The sequence below is a fragment of the Celeribacter indicus genome (assembly GCF_000819565.1).
Classification (GTDB): Bacteria; Pseudomonadota; Alphaproteobacteria; order Rhodobacterales; family Rhodobacteraceae; genus Celeribacter; species Celeribacter indicus.
Genome location: NZ_CP004393.1, coordinates 2,873,553 through 2,896,944, shown reverse-complemented (window position 1 = coordinate 2,896,944; position 23,392 = coordinate 2,873,553). Strand labels below are relative to the sequence as shown.

The following is a 23,392-nucleotide window of genomic DNA, read 5'->3' as shown; positions in this document are numbered from 1 at the left end:
AGGGGCGGTCGCTCGGGGGCGAGGATGTCAGAGGGAGACGCCGGTGAGCCGGTTGATGATCGCGACCTTGACGGAGTTGATGTGGTCGTTCATCGCCGCGCGCGCCTTCTCCGCATCGCCGCTGGCGACCATGTCGAGCACGAAGAGGTTCTCCCGCGCGTCGAAGCGCGACTCATGCGGATTGCGGTAGGCGTTGAAGACATGGGTGCGCCGGCGCAGGTCCCGGATCAGCCCGGCCATGAGGCTGTTGCCGGACGCCTCGGCGATTGCGGTGTGAAGCTGGTCGTCGACCTCCCAGGTCTCGGCAAGGGTGACCGAGGATCTTTCGCTGAGTTCGAGCATGCGCGCGCGGATCTTCTCGATCGTGTGGGAGGGGATCCGGCCGGCGGCGAGCCGCGCCGCCTCGGATTCGAGAAGCTGGCGGACGTTCAGGATCTCGATCAGCGCCTCGGTGGAAAACGGGCTGACGGTGACGCCGCGGTTGGGTTGCTTGAACACCAGCCGCTCGGCTTCGAGGCGTCCGAGGGCTTCACGCACCGGCGTGCGCGAGGCATTCAGCCGATCCGCGATCTTGCGCTCCACGATCACGTCGCCGGGACGCAGTTCGCCGCTGATGAGGATCTGGATGAGTTGCTCATAGACCTGTTCCGTCAGGTTCGGTTTGCCGGCCTGCCCCTGGGGCGTGAGTGGTGATGCTTCGGTCATTGCGCTATGTCGTCCTCCCGTCCGGGATGACGGGTCCTCATGGTGGTACAGATTTTGGTTTTTACACAGTATTCCGCCAGTATGTCACGCGGCAATGATCAGTTTTTGCGCAACCGTCCGATGAAATCGCCCGGATAAGGCTTTTCCGGAATTGCGTCTTGAAATCCGCTCCGTCTTCGTGAAGTCTTTGGTATACCAATGGTGGGCAATACGACTCGGCCCGCCCCAGACAAGTGAAAGACGCACATGACACTCAAGACGCAGTCCCCGCGCCCCTGGCGTGCGACCTGTATCCAGATGCTCGGTGAGCGCGCCTCGCAGGCGCCCGATTTCGACAGCGCCCGCGCGTTGATCGCGCGCAACCGCGCAAAACTCGTCGGCCTGATCGAGGCGGCCTGCGCCTCGGAACAAAAGCCCGATCTGGTGGTCTTCCCCGAATTCGCGATGCAGGGCCCGCCGCTCGGCATGGCGGTCGAAACCTGGATCGAGCGGGCCTGTTCGCCCGTGCCGGGTTGGCTCACCGAACCGTTGCAGGCGCTTGCCGCGCGCGAAGGCATCTATATTTGCGGCAATGCCTTCGAGGCGCCGCCGGAATGGCCGGGACGGTATTTCAATACCTCCTTCATCATCGGCCCGACGGGGGAGGTGATCCTGCGCTACAGGCGGCTGAACACGGCGGCCTTTCCCTCCGTCCACGATTTCATGACCGATTACCTCGCCGTCACGCCGCGCGAGGAGATCTTCCCGGTGGCCGACACGCCGCTGGGCAAGCTCGGGGTCATTCCCTGCGGCGAGATCAACGTGCCCGAGGTGGCGCGGGTGATGATGATGCAGGGGGCGGAGGTGATCCTCCACCCGACCAATTCGCGTCATTCCGATGCGCAGGAGGCCGCGAAACTGGCCCGTGTCGCGGAGAACATGACATATCTCGTCTCCGCCAATATCGCGGGCGCCATCGGGTTTTCGCCCGACGGCACGCATCAGGGGGGACGCTCCCATATCCTCGACCATCTCGGGCAGACGCTCGCCTTCGAGGACGGGGCGGGGGAGAGCGTTTCCGTCAGCGCCCTGATCGACATCGAGAGGCTGCGCCGCGACCGGCGCGCGGACAGCGGGTTGAGCAATCCGCATCTGCGGGCCCGCTACGAGCTCTACGTGCCCTTCTATGCAGAGGCGAAATTCTACCCGCCGGACATGTTCCTCGAGGCTCCGATGACCGACGTGCGCCAGACCGAGGCCGCCGTCGCGCAGGCCCGCAGAAATCTCGAACAGGCCGGCATTCTCGCGCCCCTCGCACCGGGGGCGCAAGAGCCGGTTTCCACAGTCGAACTATAGGAGAGACACATGATCACCGCAGAAGAAAACGTCGACCTTTGCCGCGTCGGAAAGGGCACGCTGATGGGAGAGTTCTTCCGTCAGTTCTGGATCCCCGTCTGCATGTCGTCCGAACTGGTCGCCGACGGCGACCCGGTGCGCCTGATGATCCTGGGGGAAAAGCTGATCGGCTTTCGCGACAGCGAAGGGCGCGTGGGGGTGATGGATCACCGCTGCCCGCACCGCTGCGCCTCGCTGTTCTTCGGCCGCAACGAACATGGCGGCATCCGCTGTGCCTATCACGGCTGGAAATTCGACGTGACGGGCAAATGTCTCGACCAGCCGAACCTCGAGGACAAGACCAAATATCCCGCGGGCACGCCGGCCATCGCCTACAAGACCTGCGAATCCGGCGGTCTCGTCTTTGCCTATTTCGGGGAACGGCAGGACAACCCGCCGCCGCTTCCGGAGATCGAGGCGATCATGGGAGAGGGCGACGACCGCAACATCGCGCTGACCCACCGCGACTGCAACTACATGCAGGCGCTCGAAGGCGATATCGACACTTCGCACCTGGGCTTCCTGCACATGGGCGGGATCGACGGCGAGAAGCTCGACATGTCCGACCCGGAGACCTACACGGTCACCGAGAAGGCGCCGAAGATCAACGTCTCCGTCATGCCGTTCGGCACGATGTATTCGGCGCAGCGCGACGCGATGGAAGGCCATGAACACCAGCGCTATGCCTCCTACCTTTTCCCGTTCTGGGTGACCTATCCGGGCGGCGGCGAGCTGGGCGAGGCGAAGACCGCGAACGCCTGGGTGCCGATCGACGACGACAGCTGCATGATCTTCAACATCGACCTGTCGCGCGCGGCGGGCGGAGGCAAGAAAAAGCTCAAATACAAGGACGGGTCCCCGGTGAAGGGGCTGGAGCGCCCGCTCGAATACCTGCCGGTCACGCCGGACTGGAAGGGCCGCTGGCGTCCGGTGAAAGACGCATCCAACGATTACGGCATCGACCGCGACTGGCAGCGCTCGGGCGACAGCTACACGGGCATCGTCGGCGTGCCGCTCCAGGATCAGGCGATTCAGGAGAGCATGGGCCATATCGTCGACCGCACGCTCGAACATCTCGCCGCCTCCGACCGGATGGTGATCCTGACCCGCCGCGTCATGCTCGATGCGGCGCTGGCCTGGCGCGACAACCGGGAACTGCCGGAGTTCGTCGATCATCCCGAATATGCCCGGCAGGCCCATGGCGGTGATATCGTCGTGCCGAAGGGCACCGACTGGCTCGAGGGCTACGAGGAGCACATGGCCAGGGTCAAGGGCTACCTCCCGCCGAAAGACGCGGCCGAATGACCAAGGCCTTCGTCATCCCCCCGACAGAGACCCCCGCCGGGCCGGAGCAGATGGAGATGCGGGTTCACGCGATCCGCTGGCTCGCCCCTGCGGTCCGGGAGATCGAGTTGCGGGCGACGGACGGAACGGACTGCCTGCCCGGACTTGCTCCGGGCGGGCATGTCGACCTTTCCCTGCCCGGCGGTCTGACGCGAAGCTATTCGCTGACCAACGGGCCGGACTGCACCGATTGCTACCGGGTGGCGGTGCATCGCGCGCCCGACAGTGCGGGCGGCTCGGCCTGGCTTTGCGAGACCCTGCGCGTGGGCGACACGCTCGGGGTTTCCCCGGCGCGCAACACTTTCGAGATGGCGCCGGGCGGGGCGCCGTCGGCCTTCATCGCGGGCGGGATCGGGATCACGCCGATCCTGTCGATGCTGCGGCATCTGGAGGTGCGCGGCGGCGACTGGACGCTTCTCTACGCGGCGCGGAGCCGGGAGGACGCCGCCTTCCTGCCCGAGATCGCGGCGCTCGACGCCGGGCGGGGGCGCGTGACGCTGCATTTCGACGATGCGGCCGGCGGCGCGCATCCCGATCTCGCCGCCTGGCTGGCCGCCGTGCCGCGGGAGGCGCATCTCTATGCCTGCGGGCCGGCTCCCATGCTCGACGCCTACGAGACGGCGGCGGCCGGTTTCCCGGACGATCAGGTGCATCTCGAACGCTTTGCGGGCGAGGCGGATATCTCCGGCGGCGGCTTCACCGTGGAGCTGCGCCGGTCGGGCCGCGAGTTTTTCATTCCCGAGGGCAAGAGCATCATGGAGGTGCTGCGGGCGGAAGGTGTGCGCGTGGCTTATTCCTGCCAGTCCGGCGTCTGCGGCACCTGCGAGACCCGCGTGCTCGAGGGCGTGCCGGATCACCGCGACATGATCCTGTCGGACCGGGAGCGCGAGAGCGGCAAGACCATGCTGATCTGTTGCTCGCGGGCGCTGTCGGAGCGTCTCGTCCTTGATCTCTGACCTCGTCCCGTTCCCTGACGGTTCCCCTGGTCCCCCGCTTCGGCGGGGGATTTTTTTCGCACGGCGCACGGGGTCCGGTCGGCCTTTCGGTGCGGGACGCCGCCCGGAGCGAAAAAATCCCCGACCGTGTCCGGCCGGGGCTGTTGGTTTGCATGTCGGAGGCGGGCTCAGCCCTTGCCGCCGAGCTCCGACTGTTCCTGCCAGGGGATCATGCGCCGCTCGAGCCAGGAGATGATGCCGAAGAAGCTCATCCCCATGACCGTGATCAGGATGATCGCGGCGAACTGGCGGGCGATGTCGAAATTGGCGCCGGCGATGAGGATGAGATAGCCGAGCCCCCTGTCCGCGCCGATGAATTCCGCGATGATCGCGCCGATCACCGAGAGGACGGTCGCCAGGCGCAGGCCCGCGAAGACCGAGGGCAGGGCCTTCGGCAGACGGAATTTCCAGAAGATCTGCCAGCCGTTCGCGCCCATGGATTTCGCGAGGTAGAGCATTTCCGGCGTCGTCGCACGCAGCCCCATCACCGAGTTGATGACGATCGGGAAGAAGGACATCATGATCACGATGACGATCTTCGGCGTCATGCCATAGCCGAACCATGTCAGCAGCAGCGGCGCGACGGCGACTTTCGGGACCGTCTGGCTGAGCACGATGAGCGGGTAGACCGCGCGCTGCATCACCCGCGAATAGACGATCGCCACGGCGAGCGGCACGGCGATCAGCACGGCGAGCGTATAGCCGAGCGCGATCTCGCTCAGCGTCACCAGCGCGTTCGGCAGGAGCCTGTGCCAATAGGAGCCGATCTCGCCGGCGATCTGGCTCGGCGCGGGCAGGATGTATTCCGGGATGTTCCTGAGCGTCACGATGGCCTGCCAGAAGATCACCAGAATCAGCAGGGTCCAGAGGGCGGGCGGGACGATCTCGCCGATGCGGCGCAGGACGTCGGAGCGGATGCGGGGGGAATGGTCGGGCACGGATGTCATCTCAGTATTCCTCTCTGAACACGCCGAGCGACTTGAACGTGTTGGTCAACTGCCGGACGTAGGAGGTGAATTTCGGGTCTTCGCGCATCGCGAGGCGGCGCGGGCGGGGCAGGTCGATCTCGACGATCTCCTCGATGCGGCCGGGACGCGGCGTCATCACCACCACGCGGTCGGACAGGAAGACCGCCTCGGGGATCGAGTGGGTGATGAAGAACACGGTCATGTCGCGTTCGGCGCAGAGCTTCATCAGGTCGATCTGGAGCTGGTCGCGGGTCATCGCGTCGAGCGCGCCGAAGGGCTCGTCCATCAGCAGCAGCGGCGGCTCGTGCAGCAGCGCGCGGCAGATCGAGACGCGCTGGCGCATCCCGCCGGACAATTCGCGCGGATAGGCGTCCTCGAAGCCGGTGAGTGAGACCATGGACAGAAGTTCGCGCGCCTTGACCTCGGCCGCCTTCATGTCCGCCCCGCGGATCTCCGCCTGAAGCAGCACGTTGTCGAGCGCGCCGCGCCATTCGAGCAGAACGTCCTGCTGGAACACGATGCCGAGATCGGATTTCGGGCCCTGCACCTTTTCGCCGTCGATCCTGATATTGCCCGCCGAGGCGTCGAGCAGACCCGAGAGCAGCATCAGGAGCGTGGATTTCCCGCAGCCGGACGGGCCGAGGATGGAGACGAACTCGCCGCGTTCGATGTCGAGGCTGACCGGGCGCAGGGCTTCGACGTCCCCTTTGCGACCGCCATGGAAAACCTTGCTGACATTCTCGATACGGACATGTGCGTCGCTCACCGGGGGGAGAGCTTGCGTATCTGTCATGATGTTCATTTTGCATTCCGGCATTCCGGCCGGTCCCTGTTGATGGTGTCCGAGTCCCGTGCCGGGGCTCAGATCGAGCGGATCGCTCCGCCATCGACCCGAAGGATGCTTCCGGTGACGTAGCTTGCCTGGGTGCTGGCCAGGAAAGCCGCGACGGCGCCGAATTCCTCCGGCGTGCCATAGCGTCCCGCCGGGATCGAGGCGGCGGAGGCGGTTGCGATGTCCTCGACCGTCTTGCCGGCCTTCGTGGCCGCGGTCTGGTCGAGCTGGGCCGTGCGGGCGGTGGAAATCCGCCCCGGCGCGAGGATGTTGACGGTGACGCCGTTCTTCGCGACTTCGCCGGCCAGCGTCTTCATGTAGGCGGTGACCGAGGCGCGCAGCGCGTTCGACATCGGCAGGTGCGGGATCGGCTGCACCACGCCCGATGAGGTCACGGTCAGGATCCGTCCCCATGTGCGCTCGCGCATGCCGGGCAGCACGAGGAGCGTCATGCGGATCACGGGATCGACCATCGCGCCGTACTGCCGTTCCATCACCGCCGGATCGACGCCGCTGGGCAAGCCGGGGGGCGGACCGCCGGTGTTGGCGACGAGGATGTCGATGCTGCCGGTGCGGTGCTTTGCCCCGGCGACCAGCGTTTCCGCGGCATCGGGGTCAGAGAAATCGGCAACGGCGACATCGGCGCGTGTGGCGAGATCCGCCGGCATCGCGGCGATCGCGGCCTCCAGTTTCTCCCTGGAGCGCCCGCCCAGCGTGACGGAGGCGCCCTCGGCCAGGAGCGCCGTGGCGATGGCGAGGCCGAGCCCGGAGCTCGCGCCCGTCACGAGCGCATGTTTGCCGGAAAGTCCAAAATCCATGTGTCGTCTTTCTTGTCGGGTCCGGGCCGGTCGCCCGGACGCAGGTCTTCGGGGGGATCAGTCTTCGGCCGACAGATAGGCGGCGGAATAAAGGTCGTCGGGGGTCAGGCCAGGCGCCATCCCACTGTATTTCTCCAGCAGGGAAATGGTCAGTTCGATGTCTTCCGGGGCGAGCACGCCATAGGATTTGCCCTCGGTTGCGGCAGTATGCTCGTATTTCGCCATGGTTTTGATCTGCATGAGGATCGCCTCGGGATCCGCGTCGGGCCGATGGTCCATGAAGATGTCGCGCGCGGCCTCGGGATCGGCGTCGACGTCGGCCTTGGCCTTTGCGATGGCGGCGAGGAACCCCGTCATCTCCGCTTCATGCGTGGCGAGGAAGTCCTTCTTCACGATCACCGAGGAGCCGAGGATGTTGACGCCGTGATCGGCGAACAGGAGCGGCGGCTCGATCGGCCTGATGGCGGCGACCTTGTCGCCGTCGGGGTTGGCCCAGCCGTTGATGAAGTCCACATCGCCCTTCAGGAGCGCGACCCGGTCGGCGCCGCCGTTGATGACGACGATCTCGATCTTGTCCATGTCCACGCCATTTGCCTCGGCAAAGGCCCGGATCATGCCGTCCTCGAGATTGCCGGCATCGGTGCCGAGGCGCTTGCCTTCGATGTCCTTCGGCGTCCGGATGCCGGAGCCTTCGAGGCTGATGATCGAGGTCGGGTCCTTCTGGACAAGACCGGCGATGGCGATGAGGTCGGTGGCACCGGAGGCCTGCCGCGCCTGGGCGAGGGCGCCGAGGCCGGCGATGCCGATGTCGAAATCGCCGTTGCCGACGGCCTGGATCGTGCCGGTGGAGCCATTGCCGTCGACGATCTCCACATCGAGGCCGGCTTCCGCGAAATAGCCCTTTTCATCGGCCACGAAAAAGGCCGCGTCGACCCCGCCCGCGATCCAGGCGAGGCGCAGGCGCAGGTCCTCGAGGTCCTGCGCCGAAAGCGGAGCGGCCGCGATGGTGGTGCCGAGGAGCATGGCGCCGAAAGCTGTGCTGAGAGGGAAGGTGAGCTTCATTTTGACCCTGTTGGATGGCTATATCTGGGTTTGTGTGGCATTTAAATGGTATGCCAGTGGTGTGTCACGGTCAAAGGCGGGAGGGGTGTCCTCCTCCGAAATTTTACGGAGATGCCGAAATTTTCGGCAGTCCTGCCGGAAGACCTGCCGGCGGAGGAGGAACGGGGCCGCTCAGGACGGGCGCAGCACGCCGGAGGCTTCGAGGTTGCGGAGCGCGCGTTCATGCAGGTCTCCGAAGTCGTCGGCAGTCTGGATGGCCTTTTCCGCCAGCCCGTTCGCGGGATAGAAATCGGCCGTCCCGTAGGAGCTGCGATACATCTCCCAGCGCGACCGCATCAGCCCGTTGCCCATGCCCGTGTCGCGCCGCGCCGCCTGAAGCGCCCCGATGTCGATCATCGCCGAGCATTCGAGCGTTTCCTCCGCGCCCTCGGCAAGCGAGAGCACCTGGCCGCGGAAGTCGACGATCTGCGAATGCCCGCCGGTGAGCGTGTCGGAGAAGCCGGCGGTCCCGGCGACATTGGCGGAAATCAGGTAGCACATGTTCTCGGCGGCGCGGCAGATCTTCGCCGCATCGGAGGTCGGGCTCAGGGGTTCGTTGTTCGGGTGGAGCAGCACCTCGGCGCCGCGCATCATGAACATGCGGGAAATCTCGGGGACGGAAATCTCGCCGCAGGGGAAGATCGCGAGCCTGCCGAGTTCCGTGTCCGCGACGGGATAGATCCCTTCGTCGCCATAGGCGGCGCGATAGTCCTCGAGGATGTCATGCGGCGAGGTCCAGCTTGCCGTGTTGATCCGGCGATAGCGCAGGATCATCTCGCCGTCGGGATCGAGGCAGAAGGAGGAGTTGAAATAGCGGTCGGGCCATCTCGGATCCACCTCGAAATGGTTGCCGGCGATGAAGATGCCGTATTTCTTCGCCACATCCGCCAGCCGGTCGGTGATCGGCCCCGGCATGGTGGTGCAGGCGCGCGCGATCCAGTCCTCGACCGGCACGGCGCGCGGCGGTCCCTGAAAGGCGAATTCGGGGAGGACGACCAGCTTCGGCGGGGTCGGGCCCTCGCAGGCCGCGACGATCATGGCGACGGCGCGCGCAAGGTTGCCGTCGATGATCTTCCAGGTGTCTTCCTTGTTTCGTGCGGTGCAGGCAATCCTGCTTTCGACCTGAAGGCATGTGGCGCGCCAGGGGGCGAGTGTCATTGCGGTCTCCTCGGGATCTTCTCGCAACAAATGCGTGTGGACTTTAGGTGTTCCTGTGGTATACCAAGAAGCGTTCCGGCGCGGGGCGTCAAGCCGAAAACTGCGGTGCAGGAGGGGTTTTCCCCTTCGCCGGACAAAAGTGCCAACGGATTGGGCAAGTGGTCGGGCAGGGTCCGGCCGCGGTCGTCGCCTGTCGCGTAGGACACTGAAACAAAATGAATTCTGCCACGTTCCGGCGGAGATGAGAACAGGACAACATCGGGAGACGTGTCATGCAGAAGACCGGGATGGCGGCCGACGCGGTGTCGGCGCCGCGTCGCAGGGCCGGCGAGGAGGTGGCCGAAGGACATCTGTCCGACTTCGCCTATAACCGGCTTCTCGACCTGATGCTGGCCGGGGAGCTGAAACCGGGAAGCGCGCTTCAGGAGAGGAAGATCGCGCAGATGCTGGAGATCTCCCGCACGCCCGTGCGCGAGGCGCTGTTCCGGCTGGAGGCGGAGGCGCTGATCGTGCGCCGGCCGGAGCGCCAGCTCGTCGTGGCGGATATCGGACTGGAGAATTACGTGCGCCTGCTCGACCTGCGCCGCATTCTCGAGGTCGAGGCCGCCGGGCGGGCCACCGGACATGTCAGTGCCGAAAAGGCCGCGGAGGTCGAGCAGGCCATAGACGCGCTCCTCGGCGCGAACCATGTCACCTCCGCGCAGCACTGGGCCGTCGACGATCTGGTCCACCAGAGCATCGCGGAGGCGGCGGGCAATCCGGTCCTGGCGCAATCCATTCTCGACCTGCGCCGCCGCACGCATATCTTCAACACCAGCCGCATCTCGCACCGGCTGGAGCCGGGCGGCACCGAGCACCGGGCGCTGATCCGCGCGACGGCGGGAACCGATGCGGCCCTGTCGCGGCGGCTGATGGGCGAGCATCTGGACAACGTGCGGGATGCGATCGTGGATTATCTGCTGGGCATCCGGCGCTGAACCATGACGGACGGATCCCGGCCCGGCGCCACCCTCGCCACCCTGTTCGCACGCGGCACCCCGAGGCTCCTCGCGGCGGCCCTGCTCGCGATCTTCATGGCGGCGCTCGAGCAGACGATCATGGGACCGGTGCTTGGCCGCATCATCGCGGAACTGGGCGACGGGCCGCTCGTGCCCTGGCTCACGACGGGCTTTCTGCTCGCCGCCACCGTGGCCGCACCGCTCTATGGCGCGATTGCCGATATTCGCGGACGCCGCAGCGCCCTGCTGCTCGCCAGCGCCTGTTTCGTCTTCGGCTCGCTGCTCTGCGCGCTGTCCTTTCGGCTCGAGATGCTGCTCGTGGCGCGCGTCGTTCAGGGGGCCGGGGCCGGGGGGCTGATGTCATTGCCCTTCGTCATCGTCGCGGATCGCGTCCCGATGCGGAACCGTGCGGTGTTCAGCGCCTATATCTCGACGATCTTCGCCGCCGCCGGCCTGCTCGGCCCGGTCGTCGGCGGGGCGATCGCGGAATGGCTCGACTGGCGCTGGGTCTTCTGGTTCAACCTGCCGCTCGGGGCGCTGGTGATCCTCGGCGTGATGACCGCGGTCACCTCGCGCGCGCCGCTCAAGGGACGCAGGCTCGACCTTCGCGGCGGGCTCTATCTGCTCTGCGCCGCGACGCCGACGATCCTCCTTCTCGAACGCGCGGGGGAGGGCGGCCCCGGCGGCCTTCTCCTCGCCGTGACCGCCGCCCTGTTCTGGGTCGTCTTCGTGCGGCATCTGCTCAGCCAGGCGGACCCGCTCGTACCGCTGCCGGTGCTGCGCGATCCGTCGATCTTCCTCGCCGCTCTGGGCCTCGCGATGACGCAGGGGACGAACCTCGGCCTTGCGGTCTACCTGCCGATCTATTTCCAGAAGGTGCACGGGCTCGATCCCGGTGCCGCCGGGGTCGCGCTCCTGGCCTTCGTCGGTGCGATCATGGCCGGGGCCTATGTGCCGCCGCGGCTGTTGCGGGCCAATCCGGCCTACAAGCCGCTGATGGTGGGTTGCGCGGCGCTCACCTTCGGCTTTGCGGTCGCCTTCTGGCTCTGCACGCTGTTCGATCTGCCCTTCGCCGTGGTGATCCTGTCCAATATCGGGCTCGGGATCGGCATCGGGCTGCTCTATCCGGTCTATACGCTGATCGTGCAGAACGCGGCGCCATCGGAACAGATGGGCGCGGCAATGGGCGTTCTGGCCTTTCTGCGCGCGATGGGGGGGACGCTCGGCGTCTCGCTGGCGGGGATCGGTGCGCTGCGGGCCGGGCTGCTGAGCGAGGGCGGGGCGGGCGCGGGCCATGGCGTGTTCGGCGTGGTGGCGCCGCTGCTCATGGCGGTGTGCCTTCTGGCGGCGGTCTTCCTTCCGGCGCGCCGCCTCGAAGGGTTCGGCCGGGAAGCCTGAGCCTCCCGGCGCGGGGGCCTATGCCAGCTCGGCCAGCCGTCGGGCCTGACGGTCGAGCAGGCGCTCGACCTCGGCGACCGCCGCCGCCGACAGGGATCCGCCCGGCTTGCGCAGGGCGGCGGAGGCGATGGCCCCGCGCTTGGCCAGCACGTATTTGCGCAGGCTGAGGCCGAGCCCCGGCTGCTGTTCGTAGCGTACGAGCGGCAGATAGGCATCGAAGATGTCCTGCGCCCGGTCCGTCTGCCCCTGCCGGGAGAGCGCGACCACGTCCCGCATCATCTCCGGGAAGCCGAACCCGGTCATCGCCCCGTCGGCACCGCGCGCCATCTCCTCGGTGAGGAAAATCCCGCCATTGCCGCAGAGGATCGAGGTGCGCCGGCGTCCCGCCGCCTCGGCCGCGCGCAGGGCGGTGATCTTTTCAAGGCCCGGCCAGTCCTCGTGTTTCAGCATCACGACCGAGGGGGTCGCCTCGAGGATCGCGCCGAGCGTGCCGTTCGAGATGCGCACCTTCGTCGAGAGCGGAAAATCCTGAAGGACGAGGGGCACATCCGGGCCGACGGCCTCCACCACATTGGCGTAATAGGTGACGATCTGCTCGTTGGTTTCCAGCGTGGAGGGGGGCGCGACCATGACGCCGCCGGCGCCCGCGTCCATCGCGAATCCCGCCAGATCGCGCATCGCCGCGAGGCCGGGCGCGGAAATCCCCACCACCACCGGCGCCTCGCCCGACCGCGCGAGGGTGATGCGGACGACCTCCCGGCTTTCCTCGGCCGAGAGCTTGGGCGCCTCGCCCATCATGCCGAGGACCGTGAGCCCGTCCGCGCCCTTCTCGAGGTAGAAATCGGTGACCCGCGCGAGGCTGTCGCGGTCGAGCGTCCCGTCCTCGCCGAAAGGGGTGACGCTGATGACGAAGACGCCCTGCGTCCCGGAATGTATCAAAGGCATGAGCTTGTCCTGATGTGGGAAGCTTTGCCGCCACGGCGTGCGGAGGGGCGGGGAGATCTCGTCGTTCCGGCGGGTCTTCGGGCAAGGGGCGGGGGCGCGGCGCGCGTCGCACGAATTGTGTCTGTCATGGGTCTACTCCGTTCGGAACCTTGGTATCATTATGGAATACCATTAGAATGCCATTGGCGTGCACGTCCAGCGGAAATCGCACGCGCCGGTTCGCCGGTGGGCGCGAGGCGGGACGTGACAGGGGAAGAGGCGGGCACGGATTGCCGTCTTTTGCATGGGCGTTCAAACCGTTCCCCCTGTCGCGAAGAGCCGGCAGCTTGCCCCCGCCGCACGCGCTCCTGCCCGGATTTTGTGCAATCCCGCCGCGGCGGCAGCGATGACCGTGCCGCCTGCCACCCGCGCGTTGCGGATCCGATACTCAATTGGTATTCCAAAAGTAGACCAAAAATCTGCGGTGGAGGCGGCGTGCCGACAATCTTGATATCCGGAACGAACAGGGGGATCGGCCGCGAGCTCGTCCGCCAGTTCTCCTCCGCCGGCTGGCAGGTGATCGCGACCGTGCGCCGGCCTGGACCGGACGCTGTGCCGGGCGCGCCGGGCGTCAGGGTCGAACAGCTCGAGGCGAGCGATCCCGCCTCGATCGCCGCCCTTGCGCGGCGCCTCGACGGCGTGCCGCTCGACGTGGTGCTCGCCAATGCCGGCATCGCGCGGAACCTCGGGGCGGGAGCGGGGGAGGTGAGCGCCGACGAGATGCGCGAGGTGTTCGAGACGAACCTCTGGGGCCCGCTGGGGCTTGCCGTCGCGCTCCGGGCCAATCTTTTCGCCGGCGAGCGCAAGGTGGTGCTCGCGATGTCCTCGCTCATGTCCTCGATCGCCGCGAACGACTGGGGGACGCAATACAGCTACCGCGCCTCCAAGGCGGCGCTGAACGCGCTCTGGTCGGCGCTGGCGCGCGAATGGACGGCGCAGGGCATCACCTGCACGCTCCTGCGCCCCGGCATGGTCGCCACCGACATGACGGATCATCGCGGCATTCCCGTGGAAGAAAGCGTCGCGGGCATGGTGCGGGTGGTGGAGAACCTGTGCCTAGCCGACAGCGGGCGGATCATCGGCTACGACGGGCGGGACGTGCCATGGTGAGCGGGGCGGCCGAAAACCGGACAGTCCTCATCACGGGGGCGGATCGGGGCGTAGGGCTGGCCTGTCGCGAGGCCTGTCTGGCAAGAGGCTGGACGGTGATCGCGACGGCCCGCCATCCCGCGGCGATCCCGGCGGGCGCCGAGGCGCTGGCCTACGATCCCGCGCGGGAGGGCGCCGCCGCGCGGCTGGCGGCACAGATCGGGTCCACGCCGCTCGATGCGGTGATCTTCGCGGAGGACAGCACGGCAGGCAACGCCCTGCGCCCGGAGGAGATCGGCCGCGACCTGCTGATCGGCGTGATGATGGAGAACACCCACGCACCGCTCGACCTGGCCGCGCGGCTGGCGCCGAACCTGCGCCGCGCGCCGCGCCCGGCCATCGTGGCGCTGAGCGGCAATGCGGGAATGACCGGATCGAGCGTCCTGCCCCTGTCCCTTCCGCTCAAGGCCTCGAAGGCGGCCCTGCGCCAGATGTGGCGCAACCTCGCGGTCGAATGGGCGGAGTGGGGATGCCGCTGCATCGTCGTCACCTCGGAGGGAGGCGGGCGCATCGCGGCGCTCCTCGCCGCGCTCGAGCGCGAGGCGAACGCCGCCTACGAGGAGCTGTGAGCCCCGTCACATTCACCAACCGGAACGCCGAAACCAACGGAGAACGCACATGAGCGAGGCATTCGATATCGTCATCCATTCCGGGCTGATCGCCACGGCGGAGATGCAATTCAAGGGCGATCTCGCGATCCGGGACGGGCGCATCGCCGCCGTGGCGGAACGGATCGCGGGCGGCGCGCGCCGGATCGACGCCGGCGGGCGGATCGTCATGCCCGGCGGAATCGAGGCCCATGCCCATATCGCGCAGGAAAGCGCCGCGGGGGTGATGACGGCGGATGACTATTATTCCGGGTCGGTCTCCGCGGCCTTTGGCGGCAATTCCTCCTTCATCCCCTTCGCGGCACAGCATCGCGGCCAGTCCATCGACGAGGTGCTTGCCAGCTACGACGCCCGCGGTGCGCGTTCCGTCATCGACTATTCCTATCACCTGATCGTCTCGGACCCCAGCGAGGCGGTCCTGACCGATCAGCTTCCCCGCGCCTTCGCCCGTGGCATCACCTCCTTCAAGGTGTTCACCACATACGACCTGCTCAACCTGGGCGATGCGGGCATGCTCGACATCCTGACGGTGGCACGCAAGCACGGCGCGATCACCATGGTGCATTGCGAGAACGACGCCATGGTGAAATGGATGAACCGCCAGCTTGCCGCGCAGGGTCTCACCGCGCCGAAATACCACGCAATCTCCCGCCCCGCACTGGCCGAGGAAGAGGCGATCAACCGGGCGATCCAGCTCGCCAAGCTGGTCGATACGCCGCTTTTCATCGTCCATGTCTCGACGCCCGGAGGGGCCGAGATCGTGCGGCGCGAAAAGTTCGCGGGCGCGAAACTCTTTGCCGAGACCTGCCCGCAATATCTCGCCCTGACGCGGGAGGACCTCGACCGTCCGGGCATGGACGGGGCGAAATACATCTGTTCCCCGCCGGTGCGCGACCGCGAGACGCAGGACGCGCTCTGGCATCATGTCGCCCTGGGCACGTTCGAGAGCGTGTCGTCCGATCATGCGCCCTATCGGGCGGACGAGACCGGCAAGTTCGGCGCCGGTCCCGACGCGCCCTATCCGAAGATCGCGAACGGCATGCCGGGCATCGCCATGCGTCTGCCCTATCTCTTCTCCGAAGGGGTGGTCGGCGGCCGGATCACGCTCGAACAGTTCGTGGCGCTGACCTCGACCAATGCGGCGAAGACCTTCGGCTGCACCGCCAAGGGGCGGATCGCGCCGGGGATGGACGCCGACCTCGCGATCTGGGATGCCGAGGAGGTCTGGACCGCGACCCTCGCCGATCAGCACGACAACATGGATTATACGCCCTTCGAGGGGATGGAGATCACCGGGAAACCGAAACTGGTCATGAACCGGGGCGCGGTGATCGTCGAGGACGGGGAGTTGAAGGCGCGCGAGGGGCAGGGCCGGTTTTTCGGCCGCGCGCCCGCCGACCTGCGCGGACGTGGCGGCGTGCCCCTGCCGGAATTCGACCCGGCGCGCAATTTCGGCGTGGACCCGCGCGCATGACCCGCATCCTCGTCGTCAATCCGAATTCCTCGGAGCGGGTCACGGCGGCGATCCGGGAGGCGCTTTCGGTCTTCGGGCCGTATTTCGACGTGATCGGCACGGCGGACGGGCCGGACACGGTCCGCTCGGCGGCGGATGTGGCGCGGGCCGGGCTGGCCTTCGCGCATGGCGTGGCGGCGCATCCGGAGGCCGACGCCTATGTCAGCGCCTGCTTTTCCGATCCGGGCGTGGAGATCGCCCGCCCCCTCACCGGCAAACCCGTCATCGGTCTTCAGGAAGCCGCGGTGATGACCGCGCTCGCGCGGGCCGACCGTTTCGGCATCCTCGCGCTCTCGGAGGCCGCGATCCCGCGCCACAGGCTGCGCCTGCGGGCGATGGGGGTGCTGTCGCGCCTCGCCGGGGAGGTGGCGCTGCCGGGCCTGTCGGCGGCGGAAAGCGGCGAGGGCCGGGTCCTCGACCTCGCGGAGGCGAAGGCCGGGGCGCTCCGTCAGGCGGGGGCGGAGATCCTCGTGCTCGGCTGCGCGGGCATGTCGCCGATCGGCGCGGCTCTGGAACGGCGGACGGGGATGCCGGTGGTCGATCCCGTCCTGGCGGCGGGGGCGCTGGCGCTCGGATCCTGCCTCGGGCGGTCCGCCTGAGGCGGGGCGGCCCTCATGCGATCCTCTCGGTTCGCCTGTCCGGGCGGCGGAGGACCGCACCCTTGGGACGGCCGCCGCGCCCGATGTTTCCCGCGCCTCGGTGGCGGGGATGCGCGCATTTGTCCGAATTTCGGACGCCTCGACGCCGTGGTCTTTGTTATGAAGAGGCTCAGCAGCCACATGGAAACGATTCGCGAGGCCATGATCGCGTGAAGGCGCCATCAAGGGACGGCGAAGGCACCGTGAAGCTTGCCCGGATAACCTGTCTTTTCGGGGAGGAGAAGATGGAGCACATGGTCCGCAAGGCGGATTGGGAGGATTTCATGGCCGTCGGCCGGGTGTCTCCCAACATCCGCCACGAAATACTCGAGAGCTGGAAGCGCTCCGGCCGGCGCCCGGTGTCCCAGATGACATGCGCCCCGATCCTCGGGGACGAGGATCTGGCGCGGCAACGGGCGATGGCGCGCCGTTTGCGCCGCGGCGCGCAGGCGGCGCTGAACCGGGCCGGGCGGCTTCTGAACAAGAGCGGTGACATCTTCCTGCTGTGCGACGGCAGCGGCGTGGTGCTCGACGCGGTCGGGGACAGCTGCACGCTGGAGCGGGCAGGGGAGAACCACCTCCATCTCGGCGGCCAATGGTCCGAGGAGGCGATCGGCACCAATGCGATCGGTACGGCGATCCATCTGGGCGTCCCGGTCATGATCCGGGAGGCGGAACATTACTGCGAGGCGATCCAGCGGTGGAACTGCGCCGCGACGCCGGTCCGGGAACCGGGCACGGGGCGGCTCCTCGGGGTGGTCGATATTTCATGGCCCGGCGACATGGCGCAGACGAATGCCGCCGCGCTGTCCTCGGCCCTGGCGCTCCAGGTCGAGACCGAATTGACCCGGATGGTGTCGCGCGAACGCGAGGCGCTGATGGAACACCTGCACCTGCGCCGTTTGCGCCGGGGCAACGAGCCGATGCTGATCATGGACCGCAGCGGGGCCGATGTCTTCTCCACCCAGGATTTCGCGCGCTTCTGCGAGGATGACGCGGCACTCAGCTGGCTGCGCGGCCAGATCCCGGACCTCATCGACCAGAGCCCCGAGCGGATCGCGGAGGCGCTGTCGGACTGCGTCCACGGAACCGATCTCGAGGTGATCGAGAAGGAGGGCGAGGCGATCGGCGTCATGATCGCGCTGCGGCGGCGAAAGGCGCAGGCCACCGACGTGGGGGCCGAACTGGCGCGGATCGGGCAGGTGGGCGAGGTGACGGCGCGTCTCTGCGCGCAGGCGCAGAAGCTCGCCGGCACGATGATCCCGATCCTGATCGAGGGCGAGACCGGAACCGGCAAGACCTATCTGGCGGAGGCCATCCACCGCGCGAGCGGCCAGGCGGAGGGTCCCTTCGAACTGATCGACTGCGCCGAGCTCACCGAGGCGGGGCTGCGCGAGCATATCGCCGCCGACCGCTTCGGGACGGGCGGCGGAGTCCTGTGCCTCAACAGCCCCGGCGCTGCCCTGCCCGTGGTCCAGAAGCTCCTGCTGACGGTCCTCGAACGAGCCGAGGCGCGGGGCACGCGGATCATCTCCATGTCGATGCGGACGCTCTATGACGAGATGCAGAAGGATGCCTTTCGCAGCGATCTCTATTACCGGATCGCCGGGGTGCGGTTGCAGATCCCGCCCCTGCGCGAGCGCCCCGAGGAAATCGCGCCGCTCCTGCGGCAGCTCGTGCAGCGCCACGGGGCACGTCAGGACGGGCGGGAGATTCGCTTCACCTCGGGGGCCATGGCGGCGCTGGAAAGCTACACCTGGCCGGGCAACCTGCGGGAAATGGACAACCTGATCGCCGCGCTCGACGCCCTGTCCCCGACGGGCCTCATCGACGATCGGACGCTGCCGCCGGAATTCCGCCAGCGCAGCCGCGGCGACCGGGCCGACACGCTGCGCGAGGTGGAGCGGGCGGAGATCCTCGGCGCGGTCGCGGCGGAGGACGGCAACCTGTCGCGGGCCGCGCGTCGCCTCGGCATCGCGCGGTCGACCCTCTATCTCAAGCTCGACAGCTACGGCATCGCCCGTCCGCAGAAGGCCTGAGGCCGGGACGGAACGCGCGACGCGACGGAGCGCACGCCGGCGGCCGTGCGCGTGAACCCCGCGGAGGGCCGCGGGATCGTCTTTCGGTTGTGTGGCCGCCTTCGATTTCGCGTCCGCAGCATGTCCGTCGGCGCGGACGGAAATCGGACAACCGACCGGGACACGGCGCCTCCATCCTGAAACCCGGCCGCACCCGTTTCGGGGCGACCTTGGCAAAGGGAGGAGTTTTTCGTGCCACTGGACAAGAAAAACAGCCGTTCCGTGCAGGTGCTTGGCATCGACGCGGGCGGAACCATGACCGACACTTTCTTCGTCGATGCCGACGGGGAATTCGTCGTCGGCAAGGCGCAGTCGACGCCGGACAACGAAGCGCGCGGGTTGATCGAATCGAGCCGTGAAGGATTGGAGCGCTGGGGCCTGTCGCTCGAGGAGGCGCTCGGCTCGATCCAGACCGGGGTCTATTCCGGCACGGCGATGCTCAACCGCGTGGTGCAGCGCAAGGGCCTCAGGACCGGGCTGATCGTCAATGCGGGGATGGAGGATTTCCACCGCATGGGCCGTGCCTGTCAGGCCTATCTGGGCATGGCCTATGAGGACCGCATCCACCTCAACACCCATTATTACGACGATCCGCTGGTGCCCCGTCACCTGACGCGCGGGGTGATGGAGCGGGTGGACATGTTCGGCGACGTGGTCATCCCGCTGCGCGAGGACACCGCGCGGCAGGCGGCGCGGGAGCTGATCGCGCAGGATGTCGAGGGGATCGTGATCTCGCTCCTGCACAGCTACAAGAACCCCGCGCATGAGCGCCGGGTGCGCGACATCGTGGCCGAGGAGATCGAGGCCGCGGGCAGGACGATCCCGGTTTTCGCCTCGACCGACTATTATCCGGTGCGCAAGGAAACCCACCGCACCAACACCACCGTGCTCGAGGCCTTCGCGGCCGAGCCGTCGCGCCAGACGCTGAAGAAGATCTCGACCGCCTTCAAGGAGAACGGTTCGAAATTCGATTTCCGCGTGATGGCCACCCATGGCGGCACGATCTCGTGGAAGGCCAAGGAACTCGCGCGGACCATCGTGTCGGGCCCCATCGGCGGCGTGATCGGGGCGAAGTACCTCGGCGAGGTGCTGGGCTACAGGAATATCGCCTGTTCCGACATCGGCGGCACCTCCTTTGACGTGGCGCTGATCACGCAGGGGGAGCTCACGATCCACAACGACCCGGACATGGCGCGGCTCGTGCTGTCGCTGCCGCTCGTCGGGCTCGACTCGGTCGGGGCGGGCGCGGGCTCGTTCATCCGCCTCGATCCCTATACCAAGGCGATCAAGCTCGGGCCGGATTCCGCGGGCTATCGCGTCGGCGTGTGCTGGGCCGAGAGCGGCATCGACACGGTGACAATCTCCGACTGCCACGTCATCCTCGGTTACCTGAACCCGGACAATTTCCTCGGCGGGCAGGTGAAGCTCGACCGGCAGCGCGCCTATGACGCGATGAAGGAGCAGATCGCCGATCCGCTCGGCCTTACGGTCGAGGAAGCGGCGGCCGGGGTGATCGAGCTGCTCGACAGCGAGCTGCGCGACTACCTGCGCTCGATGATCTCGGGCAAGGGCTATTCGCCCTCCTCGTTCACCTGCTTCAGCTACGGCGGCGCGGGGCCGGTCCATACCTATGGCTATACCGAGGGGCTCGGCTTCGAGGACGTGATCGTGCCGGCCTGGGCCGCAGGCTTCTCGGCCTTCGGCTGCGCGGCGGCGGATTTCGAATACCGCTACGACAAGTCGCTCGACGTGAACATCGCGGAGGACGCCTCGGAGGACGCCAAGGAGATCGAGGCGAAGACCCTCAATGAGGCCTGGCACGAGCTGGCCGAGCGCGTGCTCGAGGAGTTCGAGCTGAACGGCTATTCGCGCGAACAGGTGCGGCTGCAACCCGGCTACCGGATGCAGTATCGCGGCCAGCTCAACGATCTGGAGATCGAGAGCCCGATCGAAACGGCAAAGACCGCGGCGGACTGGGATCGGCTCGTCGACGCGTTCAACGACACCTATGGCCGGGTCTATGCCGCCTCAGCACGCTCGCCGGAGCTGGGCTATTCGATCACGGGTGCGATCATGCGCGGCACGGTGCCGATCCCCAAGCCCAACATTCCCAAGGAAGAAGAGGGCAGCCCGACACCGGCCGAGGAGGCGCGGCTGGGCACCCGCAAGTTCTACCGCAAGGGCAAATGGGTCGATGCGCAGCTCTACCAGATGGAGAGCCTGACGCCCGGCAACCGCATCACCGGTCCGGCCATCATCGAATCCGACGCCACCACCTTCGTCGTGCCGGGCGGGTTCGAAACCTGGCTCGACGGTCACCGGCTGTTCCACCTGAAAGAAGTGTAACGGCCAAGGGAGGAAAAACATCATGAACATGCAAACCGGAATCAAGGGCATCGTCCGTGGCGGCCAGACGCTGAAACAGCACCGCGACGAGATCATGGCCAGGACCAAAAGCACCGGGCATTACGCCGGGTTGACGGAAAGGGCGCTCCACAAGGAAAGCCCGATCCTCTACAACAAGCTGTTCTCGCGCCTGCGGGCCGGCGTCGTGGATGCGCGGGAGACCGCCAAGAAGATCGCCGCCTCGCCCATCGTCGAACAGGAGGGCGAACTGTGCTTCACCCTCTACAACGCGGCGGGCGACAGCATCCTGACCTCGACGGGGATCATCATCCATGTCGGCACCATGGGTGCGGCGATCAAATATATGATCGAAAATGACTGGGAGCGGAACCCCGGCATCAAGGACAAGGACATCTTCTGCAACAACGACTCCCTCATCGGGAACGTGCACCCCTGCGACATCCACACGATCGTGCCGATCTTCCACGCGGGCGAGCTGATCGGCTGGGTCGGCGGCGTCACCCATGTGATCGACACCGGCGCGGTCGGGCCGGGCTCGATGACCACGGGGCAGGTCCAGCGTTTCGGCGACGGCTATTCGGTGACCTGCCGCAAGATCGGCGAGAACGACGAACTGAAACGCGACTGGCTGCATGAAAGCCAGCGCGCGGTGCGCACCACGCGCTACTGGATGCTCGACGAACGCACCCGCGTTGCCGGCTGCCACATGATCCGCAAACTCGTGGAGGAGGTGATCGCCGAGGAGGGGATCGAGGCCTATTGGAAATTCGCCTATGAATCGGTGGAGCATGGCCGGATCGGCCTGCAAAACCGCATCAAGGCGATGACCATCCCCGGCACCTATCGCCAGGTCGGTTTCGTCGACGTCCCCTACAGCCACGAGGACGTGCGCGTGCCGTCGGACTTCGCCAAGGTCGACACGATCATGCACACGCCCTCGGAGATGACGATCCGGCCGAACGGCACCTGGCGGCTCGATTTCGAAGGCTCGAGCCGATGGGGCTGGCACACCTATAACGCCCATTCGGTGAGCTTCACCTCAGGCATCTGGGTGATGATGACCCAGACGCTGATCCCGACGGAGATGATCAACGACGGCGCCGCCTACGGGACCGAATTCCGCCTGCCGAAAGGCACCTGGATGAACCCCGACGACCGGCGCGTGGCCTTCGCCTATAGCTGGCACTTCCTCGTCAGCTCGTGGACGGCGCTGTGGCGCGGGCTGTCGCGCAGCTATTTCGGGCGCGGCTATCTCGAAGAGGTCAACGCCGGGAATGCCAACACCTCCAACTGGCTGCAAGGCGGCGGGTTCAACCAGTATGACGAGATCCATGCGGTGAACTCCTTCGAATGCGCGGCCAACGGTGTCGGGGCCTCGGCCATCGCCGACGGCATCAGCCATGCTGCCGCGATCTGGAACCCCGAAGGCGACATGGGCGACATGGAGATCTGGGAACTGGCCGAACCGCTCGTCTATCTGGGCCGCCAGATCAAGGCCAGCTCGGGCGGCGCGGGCAAGTATCGCGGCGGCTGCGGGTTTGAATCGCTGCGCATGGTCTGGAACGCGAAGGACTGGACGATGTTCTTCATGGGCAACGGCCATATCAGCTCCGACTGGGGCCTGATGGGCGGCTATCCGGCGGCATCCGGCTATCGCTTCGCGGCGCATGACACGGGCCTCAAGGAAAGGATCGCCAGCGGCGAACCGATCCCCTTCGGCGGCGATACAGATCCCCAGAACCCGACCTTCGACGCCCTGGTCAACCCGGCGGGGATCAAGCGCGACAAGCAGGCGATCACCACGGAGGAAATGTTCAAGGACTACGATCTCTACCTCAACTACATGCGGGGCGGTCCGGGCTTTGGCGATCCGCTCGACCGCGAGCCGGCATCCGTGGCTGCGGACGTGAATGGCGGCTATCTGCTCGAACGCTTTGCGGAGACGGTCTATGGCGTCGTGCTGACGAAGGGCGCGGACGGGCTGTTTGCGGCCGATGCCGCAGGTACGGAGGCGCTGCGCGCGAAGATCCGCAAGGATCGTCTCGCAAAGGCCCAGCCGACCCGCGACTGGATGGCGCGTGAACGCGAGCGCATCCTCGCCAAGGACGCGGGCACCCATGTGCAGCAGATGTTCGCGGCGAGCTTCAAGCTCGGCCCGAAGTGGGAGGAGGGCTTCCGCGCCTTCTGGGATCTGCCCGAGGACTGGCAGCTCAGGGAGGAGGATCTGCCGATCCCGTCCTATGGCCGCGAATACTCGATGGATCTTTCCGATCTGCCGGACGTGAAGACCGTGCAATTCGTCGAGGAATGACATCCGCGGCGCCGCGCCGGACGTCCCGGAGGCGGCGCCCATAACATTTCAGG

General features: G+C 66.9%; 19 protein-coding genes. 12 read left to right on the top strand and 7 right to left on the bottom strand.

All coding sequences use genetic code 11. The features are described from left to right. Positions 1–27 precede the first annotated feature (27 nt). The gene (locus P73_RS14490; protein WP_043870115.1) at positions 28–705 is read right to left on the bottom strand and encodes a GntR family transcriptional regulator; all 678 of its coding nucleotides are present in this window, start codon (positions 703–705) and stop codon (positions 28–30) included. 246 nt (positions 706–951) lie between these two features. Between P73_RS14490 and P73_RS14485 the strand changes: the two genes are divergently transcribed. Genes P73_RS14485 through P73_RS14475 form a run of 3 tightly spaced genes read left to right on the top strand, consistent with a single transcriptional unit; the run spans position 952 to position 4,379 of the window. Then, positions 952–2,040 carry a nitrilase-related carbon-nitrogen hydrolase gene (locus P73_RS14485; protein ID WP_052453299.1) on the top strand — a complete coding sequence of 363 codons (1,089 nt, stop codon included), beginning with the start codon at positions 952–954 and terminating at the stop codon, positions 2,038–2,040. Positions 2,041–2,049: 9 nt separating this feature from the next. Then, entirely contained in the window at positions 2,050–3,384 is a 1,335-nt protein-coding gene (locus tag P73_RS14480) for a Rieske 2Fe-2S domain-containing protein (RefSeq protein ID WP_043870114.1), read from the top strand. Beyond that, positions 3,381–4,379: a PDR/VanB family oxidoreductase gene (locus P73_RS14475; protein ID WP_052453298.1), complete on the top strand. Its 999-nt coding sequence runs from the start codon at positions 3,381–3,383 to the stop codon at positions 4,377–4,379. Before P73_RS14480 ends, P73_RS14475 begins: the two co-directional genes overlap by 4 nt. A 167-nt stretch (positions 4,380–4,546) precedes the next feature. Here the strand turns inward: P73_RS14475 and P73_RS14470 are convergent, their stop codons facing one another. The 5 genes from P73_RS14470 to P73_RS14450 form a co-directional block, all read right to left on the bottom strand. Continuing rightward, entirely contained in the window at positions 4,547–5,365 is an 819-nt protein-coding gene (locus P73_RS14470; RefSeq protein ID WP_043870113.1) for an ABC transporter permease, read from the bottom strand. Position 5,366: 1 nt separating this feature from the next. Beyond that, positions 5,367–6,188, bottom strand: coding sequence for an ABC transporter ATP-binding protein (locus P73_RS14465; RefSeq protein ID WP_082033366.1), 822 nt, complete (start codon positions 6,186–6,188; stop codon positions 5,367–5,369). Between the two features lie 59 nt (positions 6,189–6,247). After that, positions 6,248–7,036, bottom strand: coding sequence for an SDR family oxidoreductase (locus P73_RS14460; protein WP_043870112.1), 789 nt, complete (start codon positions 7,034–7,036; stop codon positions 6,248–6,250). 57 nt (positions 7,037–7,093) lie between these two features. Further along, a complete protein-coding gene (locus P73_RS14455; RefSeq protein ID WP_043870111.1) occupies positions 7,094–8,098 on the bottom strand; it encodes an ABC transporter substrate-binding protein in 1,005 nt (334 codons plus the stop codon). 171 nt (positions 8,099–8,269) lie between these two features. Further along, positions 8,270–9,295, bottom strand: coding sequence for a nitrilase-related carbon-nitrogen hydrolase (locus tag P73_RS14450; protein WP_052453297.1), 1,026 nt, complete (start codon positions 9,293–9,295; stop codon positions 8,270–8,272). 272 nt (positions 9,296–9,567) lie between these two features. Between P73_RS14450 and P73_RS14445 the strand changes: the two genes are divergently transcribed. Further along, the gene (locus P73_RS14445; RefSeq protein WP_052453296.1) at positions 9,568–10,272 is read left to right on the top strand and encodes a GntR family transcriptional regulator; all 705 of its coding nucleotides are present in this window, start codon (positions 9,568–9,570) and stop codon (positions 10,270–10,272) included. Between the two features lie 3 nt (positions 10,273–10,275). Next, the gene (locus P73_RS14440) at positions 10,276–11,691 is read left to right on the top strand and encodes an MFS transporter (protein ID WP_052453295.1); all 1,416 of its coding nucleotides are present in this window, start codon (positions 10,276–10,278) and stop codon (positions 11,689–11,691) included. Between the two features lie 18 nt (positions 11,692–11,709). Here the strand turns inward: P73_RS14440 and P73_RS14435 are convergent, their stop codons facing one another. Then, positions 11,710–12,636 (bottom strand): dihydrodipicolinate synthase family protein, encoded by a 927-nt coding sequence (locus P73_RS14435; RefSeq protein WP_043870110.1) that lies wholly within the window; start codon positions 12,634–12,636, stop codon positions 11,710–11,712. A 474-nt stretch (positions 12,637–13,110) separates the two neighbouring features. Here P73_RS14435 and P73_RS26005 point away from each other — a divergent pair, with 474 nt between their 5' ends. From P73_RS26005 to P73_RS14400, 7 genes are all read left to right on the top strand, one after another. Continuing rightward, on the top strand, positions 13,111–13,785 hold the full coding sequence (locus P73_RS26005; protein WP_043870109.1) for an SDR family oxidoreductase: 675 nt from the start codon (positions 13,111–13,113) through the stop codon (positions 13,783–13,785). Beyond that, positions 13,779–14,393: an SDR family NAD(P)-dependent oxidoreductase gene (locus P73_RS24470; protein WP_052453293.1), complete on the top strand. Its 615-nt coding sequence runs from the start codon at positions 13,779–13,781 to the stop codon at positions 14,391–14,393. Before P73_RS26005 ends, P73_RS24470 begins: the two co-directional genes overlap by 7 nt. A gap of 49 nt (positions 14,394–14,442) precedes the next feature. Further along, positions 14,443–15,906 carry a dihydropyrimidinase gene (gene hydA / locus P73_RS14420; protein ID WP_043870108.1) on the top strand — a complete coding sequence of 488 codons (1,464 nt, stop codon included), beginning with the start codon at positions 14,443–14,445 and terminating at the stop codon, positions 15,904–15,906. Further along, positions 15,903–16,544, top strand: coding sequence for an aspartate/glutamate racemase family protein (locus tag P73_RS14415; protein ID WP_043870107.1), 642 nt, complete (start codon positions 15,903–15,905; stop codon positions 16,542–16,544). Before hydA ends, P73_RS14415 begins: the two co-directional genes overlap by 4 nt. Positions 16,545–16,828: 284 nt before the next feature. Beyond that, positions 16,829–18,622 (top strand): sigma-54-dependent Fis family transcriptional regulator, encoded by a 1,794-nt coding sequence (locus tag P73_RS14410; protein WP_043871756.1) that lies wholly within the window; start codon positions 16,829–16,831, stop codon positions 18,620–18,622. Positions 18,623–18,853: 231 nt separating this feature from the next. Next, entirely contained in the window at positions 18,854–21,007 is a 2,154-nt protein-coding gene (locus tag P73_RS14405; RefSeq protein ID WP_043870106.1) for a hydantoinase/oxoprolinase family protein, read from the top strand. 22 nt (positions 21,008–21,029) lie between these two features. Beyond that, a complete protein-coding gene (locus tag P73_RS14400) occupies positions 21,030–23,339 on the top strand; it encodes a hydantoinase B/oxoprolinase family protein (RefSeq protein WP_043870105.1) in 2,310 nt (769 codons plus the stop codon). The last annotated feature ends 53 nt before the right edge of the window (positions 23,340–23,392 follow it).

What these genes read in the sequence shown, in the direction of transcription:
- P73_RS14400 (WP_043870105.1), top strand. Translation starts at nt 21,030, where the DNA reads ATGAACATGCAAACCGGAATCAAGGGCATCGTCCGTGGCGGCCAGACG.
- P73_RS24470 (WP_052453293.1), top strand. Translation starts at nt 13,779, where the DNA reads ATGGTGAGCGGGGCGGCCGAAAACCGGACAGTCCTCATCACGGGGGCG.
- P73_RS14485 (WP_052453299.1), top strand. Translation starts at nt 952, where the DNA reads ATGACACTCAAGACGCAGTCCCCGCGCCCCTGGCGTGCGACCTGTATC.
- hydA (WP_043870108.1), top strand. Translation starts at nt 14,443, where the DNA reads ATGAGCGAGGCATTCGATATCGTCATCCATTCCGGGCTGATCGCCACG.
- P73_RS14445 (WP_052453296.1), top strand. Translation starts at nt 9,568, where the DNA reads ATGCAGAAGACCGGGATGGCGGCCGACGCGGTGTCGGCGCCGCGTCGC.
- P73_RS14460 (WP_043870112.1), bottom strand. Translation starts at nt 7,036, where the DNA reads ATGGATTTTGGACTTTCCGGCAAACATGCGCTCGTGACGGGCGCGAGC.
- P73_RS14450 (WP_052453297.1), bottom strand. Translation starts at nt 9,295, where the DNA reads ATGACACTCGCCCCCTGGCGCGCCACATGCCTTCAGGTCGAAAGCAGG.
- P73_RS14475 (WP_052453298.1), top strand. Translation starts at nt 3,381, where the DNA reads ATGACCAAGGCCTTCGTCATCCCCCCGACAGAGACCCCCGCCGGGCCG.
- P73_RS14480 (WP_043870114.1), top strand. Translation starts at nt 2,050, where the DNA reads ATGATCACCGCAGAAGAAAACGTCGACCTTTGCCGCGTCGGAAAGGGC.
- P73_RS14490 (WP_043870115.1), bottom strand. Translation starts at nt 705, where the DNA reads ATGACCGAAGCATCACCACTCACGCCCCAGGGGCAGGCCGGCAAACCG.
- P73_RS14465 (WP_082033366.1), bottom strand. Translation starts at nt 6,188, where the DNA reads ATGAACATCATGACAGATACGCAAGCTCTCCCCCCGGTGAGCGACGCA.
- P73_RS14435 (WP_043870110.1), bottom strand. Translation starts at nt 12,636, where the DNA reads ATGCCTTTGATACATTCCGGGACGCAGGGCGTCTTCGTCATCAGCGTC.
- P73_RS14410 (WP_043871756.1), top strand. Translation starts at nt 16,829, where the DNA reads ATGGAGCACATGGTCCGCAAGGCGGATTGGGAGGATTTCATGGCCGTC.
- P73_RS14470 (WP_043870113.1), bottom strand. Translation starts at nt 5,365, where the DNA reads ATGACATCCGTGCCCGACCATTCCCCCCGCATCCGCTCCGACGTCCTG.
- P73_RS14440 (WP_052453295.1), top strand. Translation starts at nt 10,276, where the DNA reads ATGACGGACGGATCCCGGCCCGGCGCCACCCTCGCCACCCTGTTCGCA.
- P73_RS14455 (WP_043870111.1), bottom strand. Translation starts at nt 8,098, where the DNA reads ATGAAGCTCACCTTCCCTCTCAGCACAGCTTTCGGCGCCATGCTCCTC.
- P73_RS14415 (WP_043870107.1), top strand. Translation starts at nt 15,903, where the DNA reads ATGACCCGCATCCTCGTCGTCAATCCGAATTCCTCGGAGCGGGTCACG.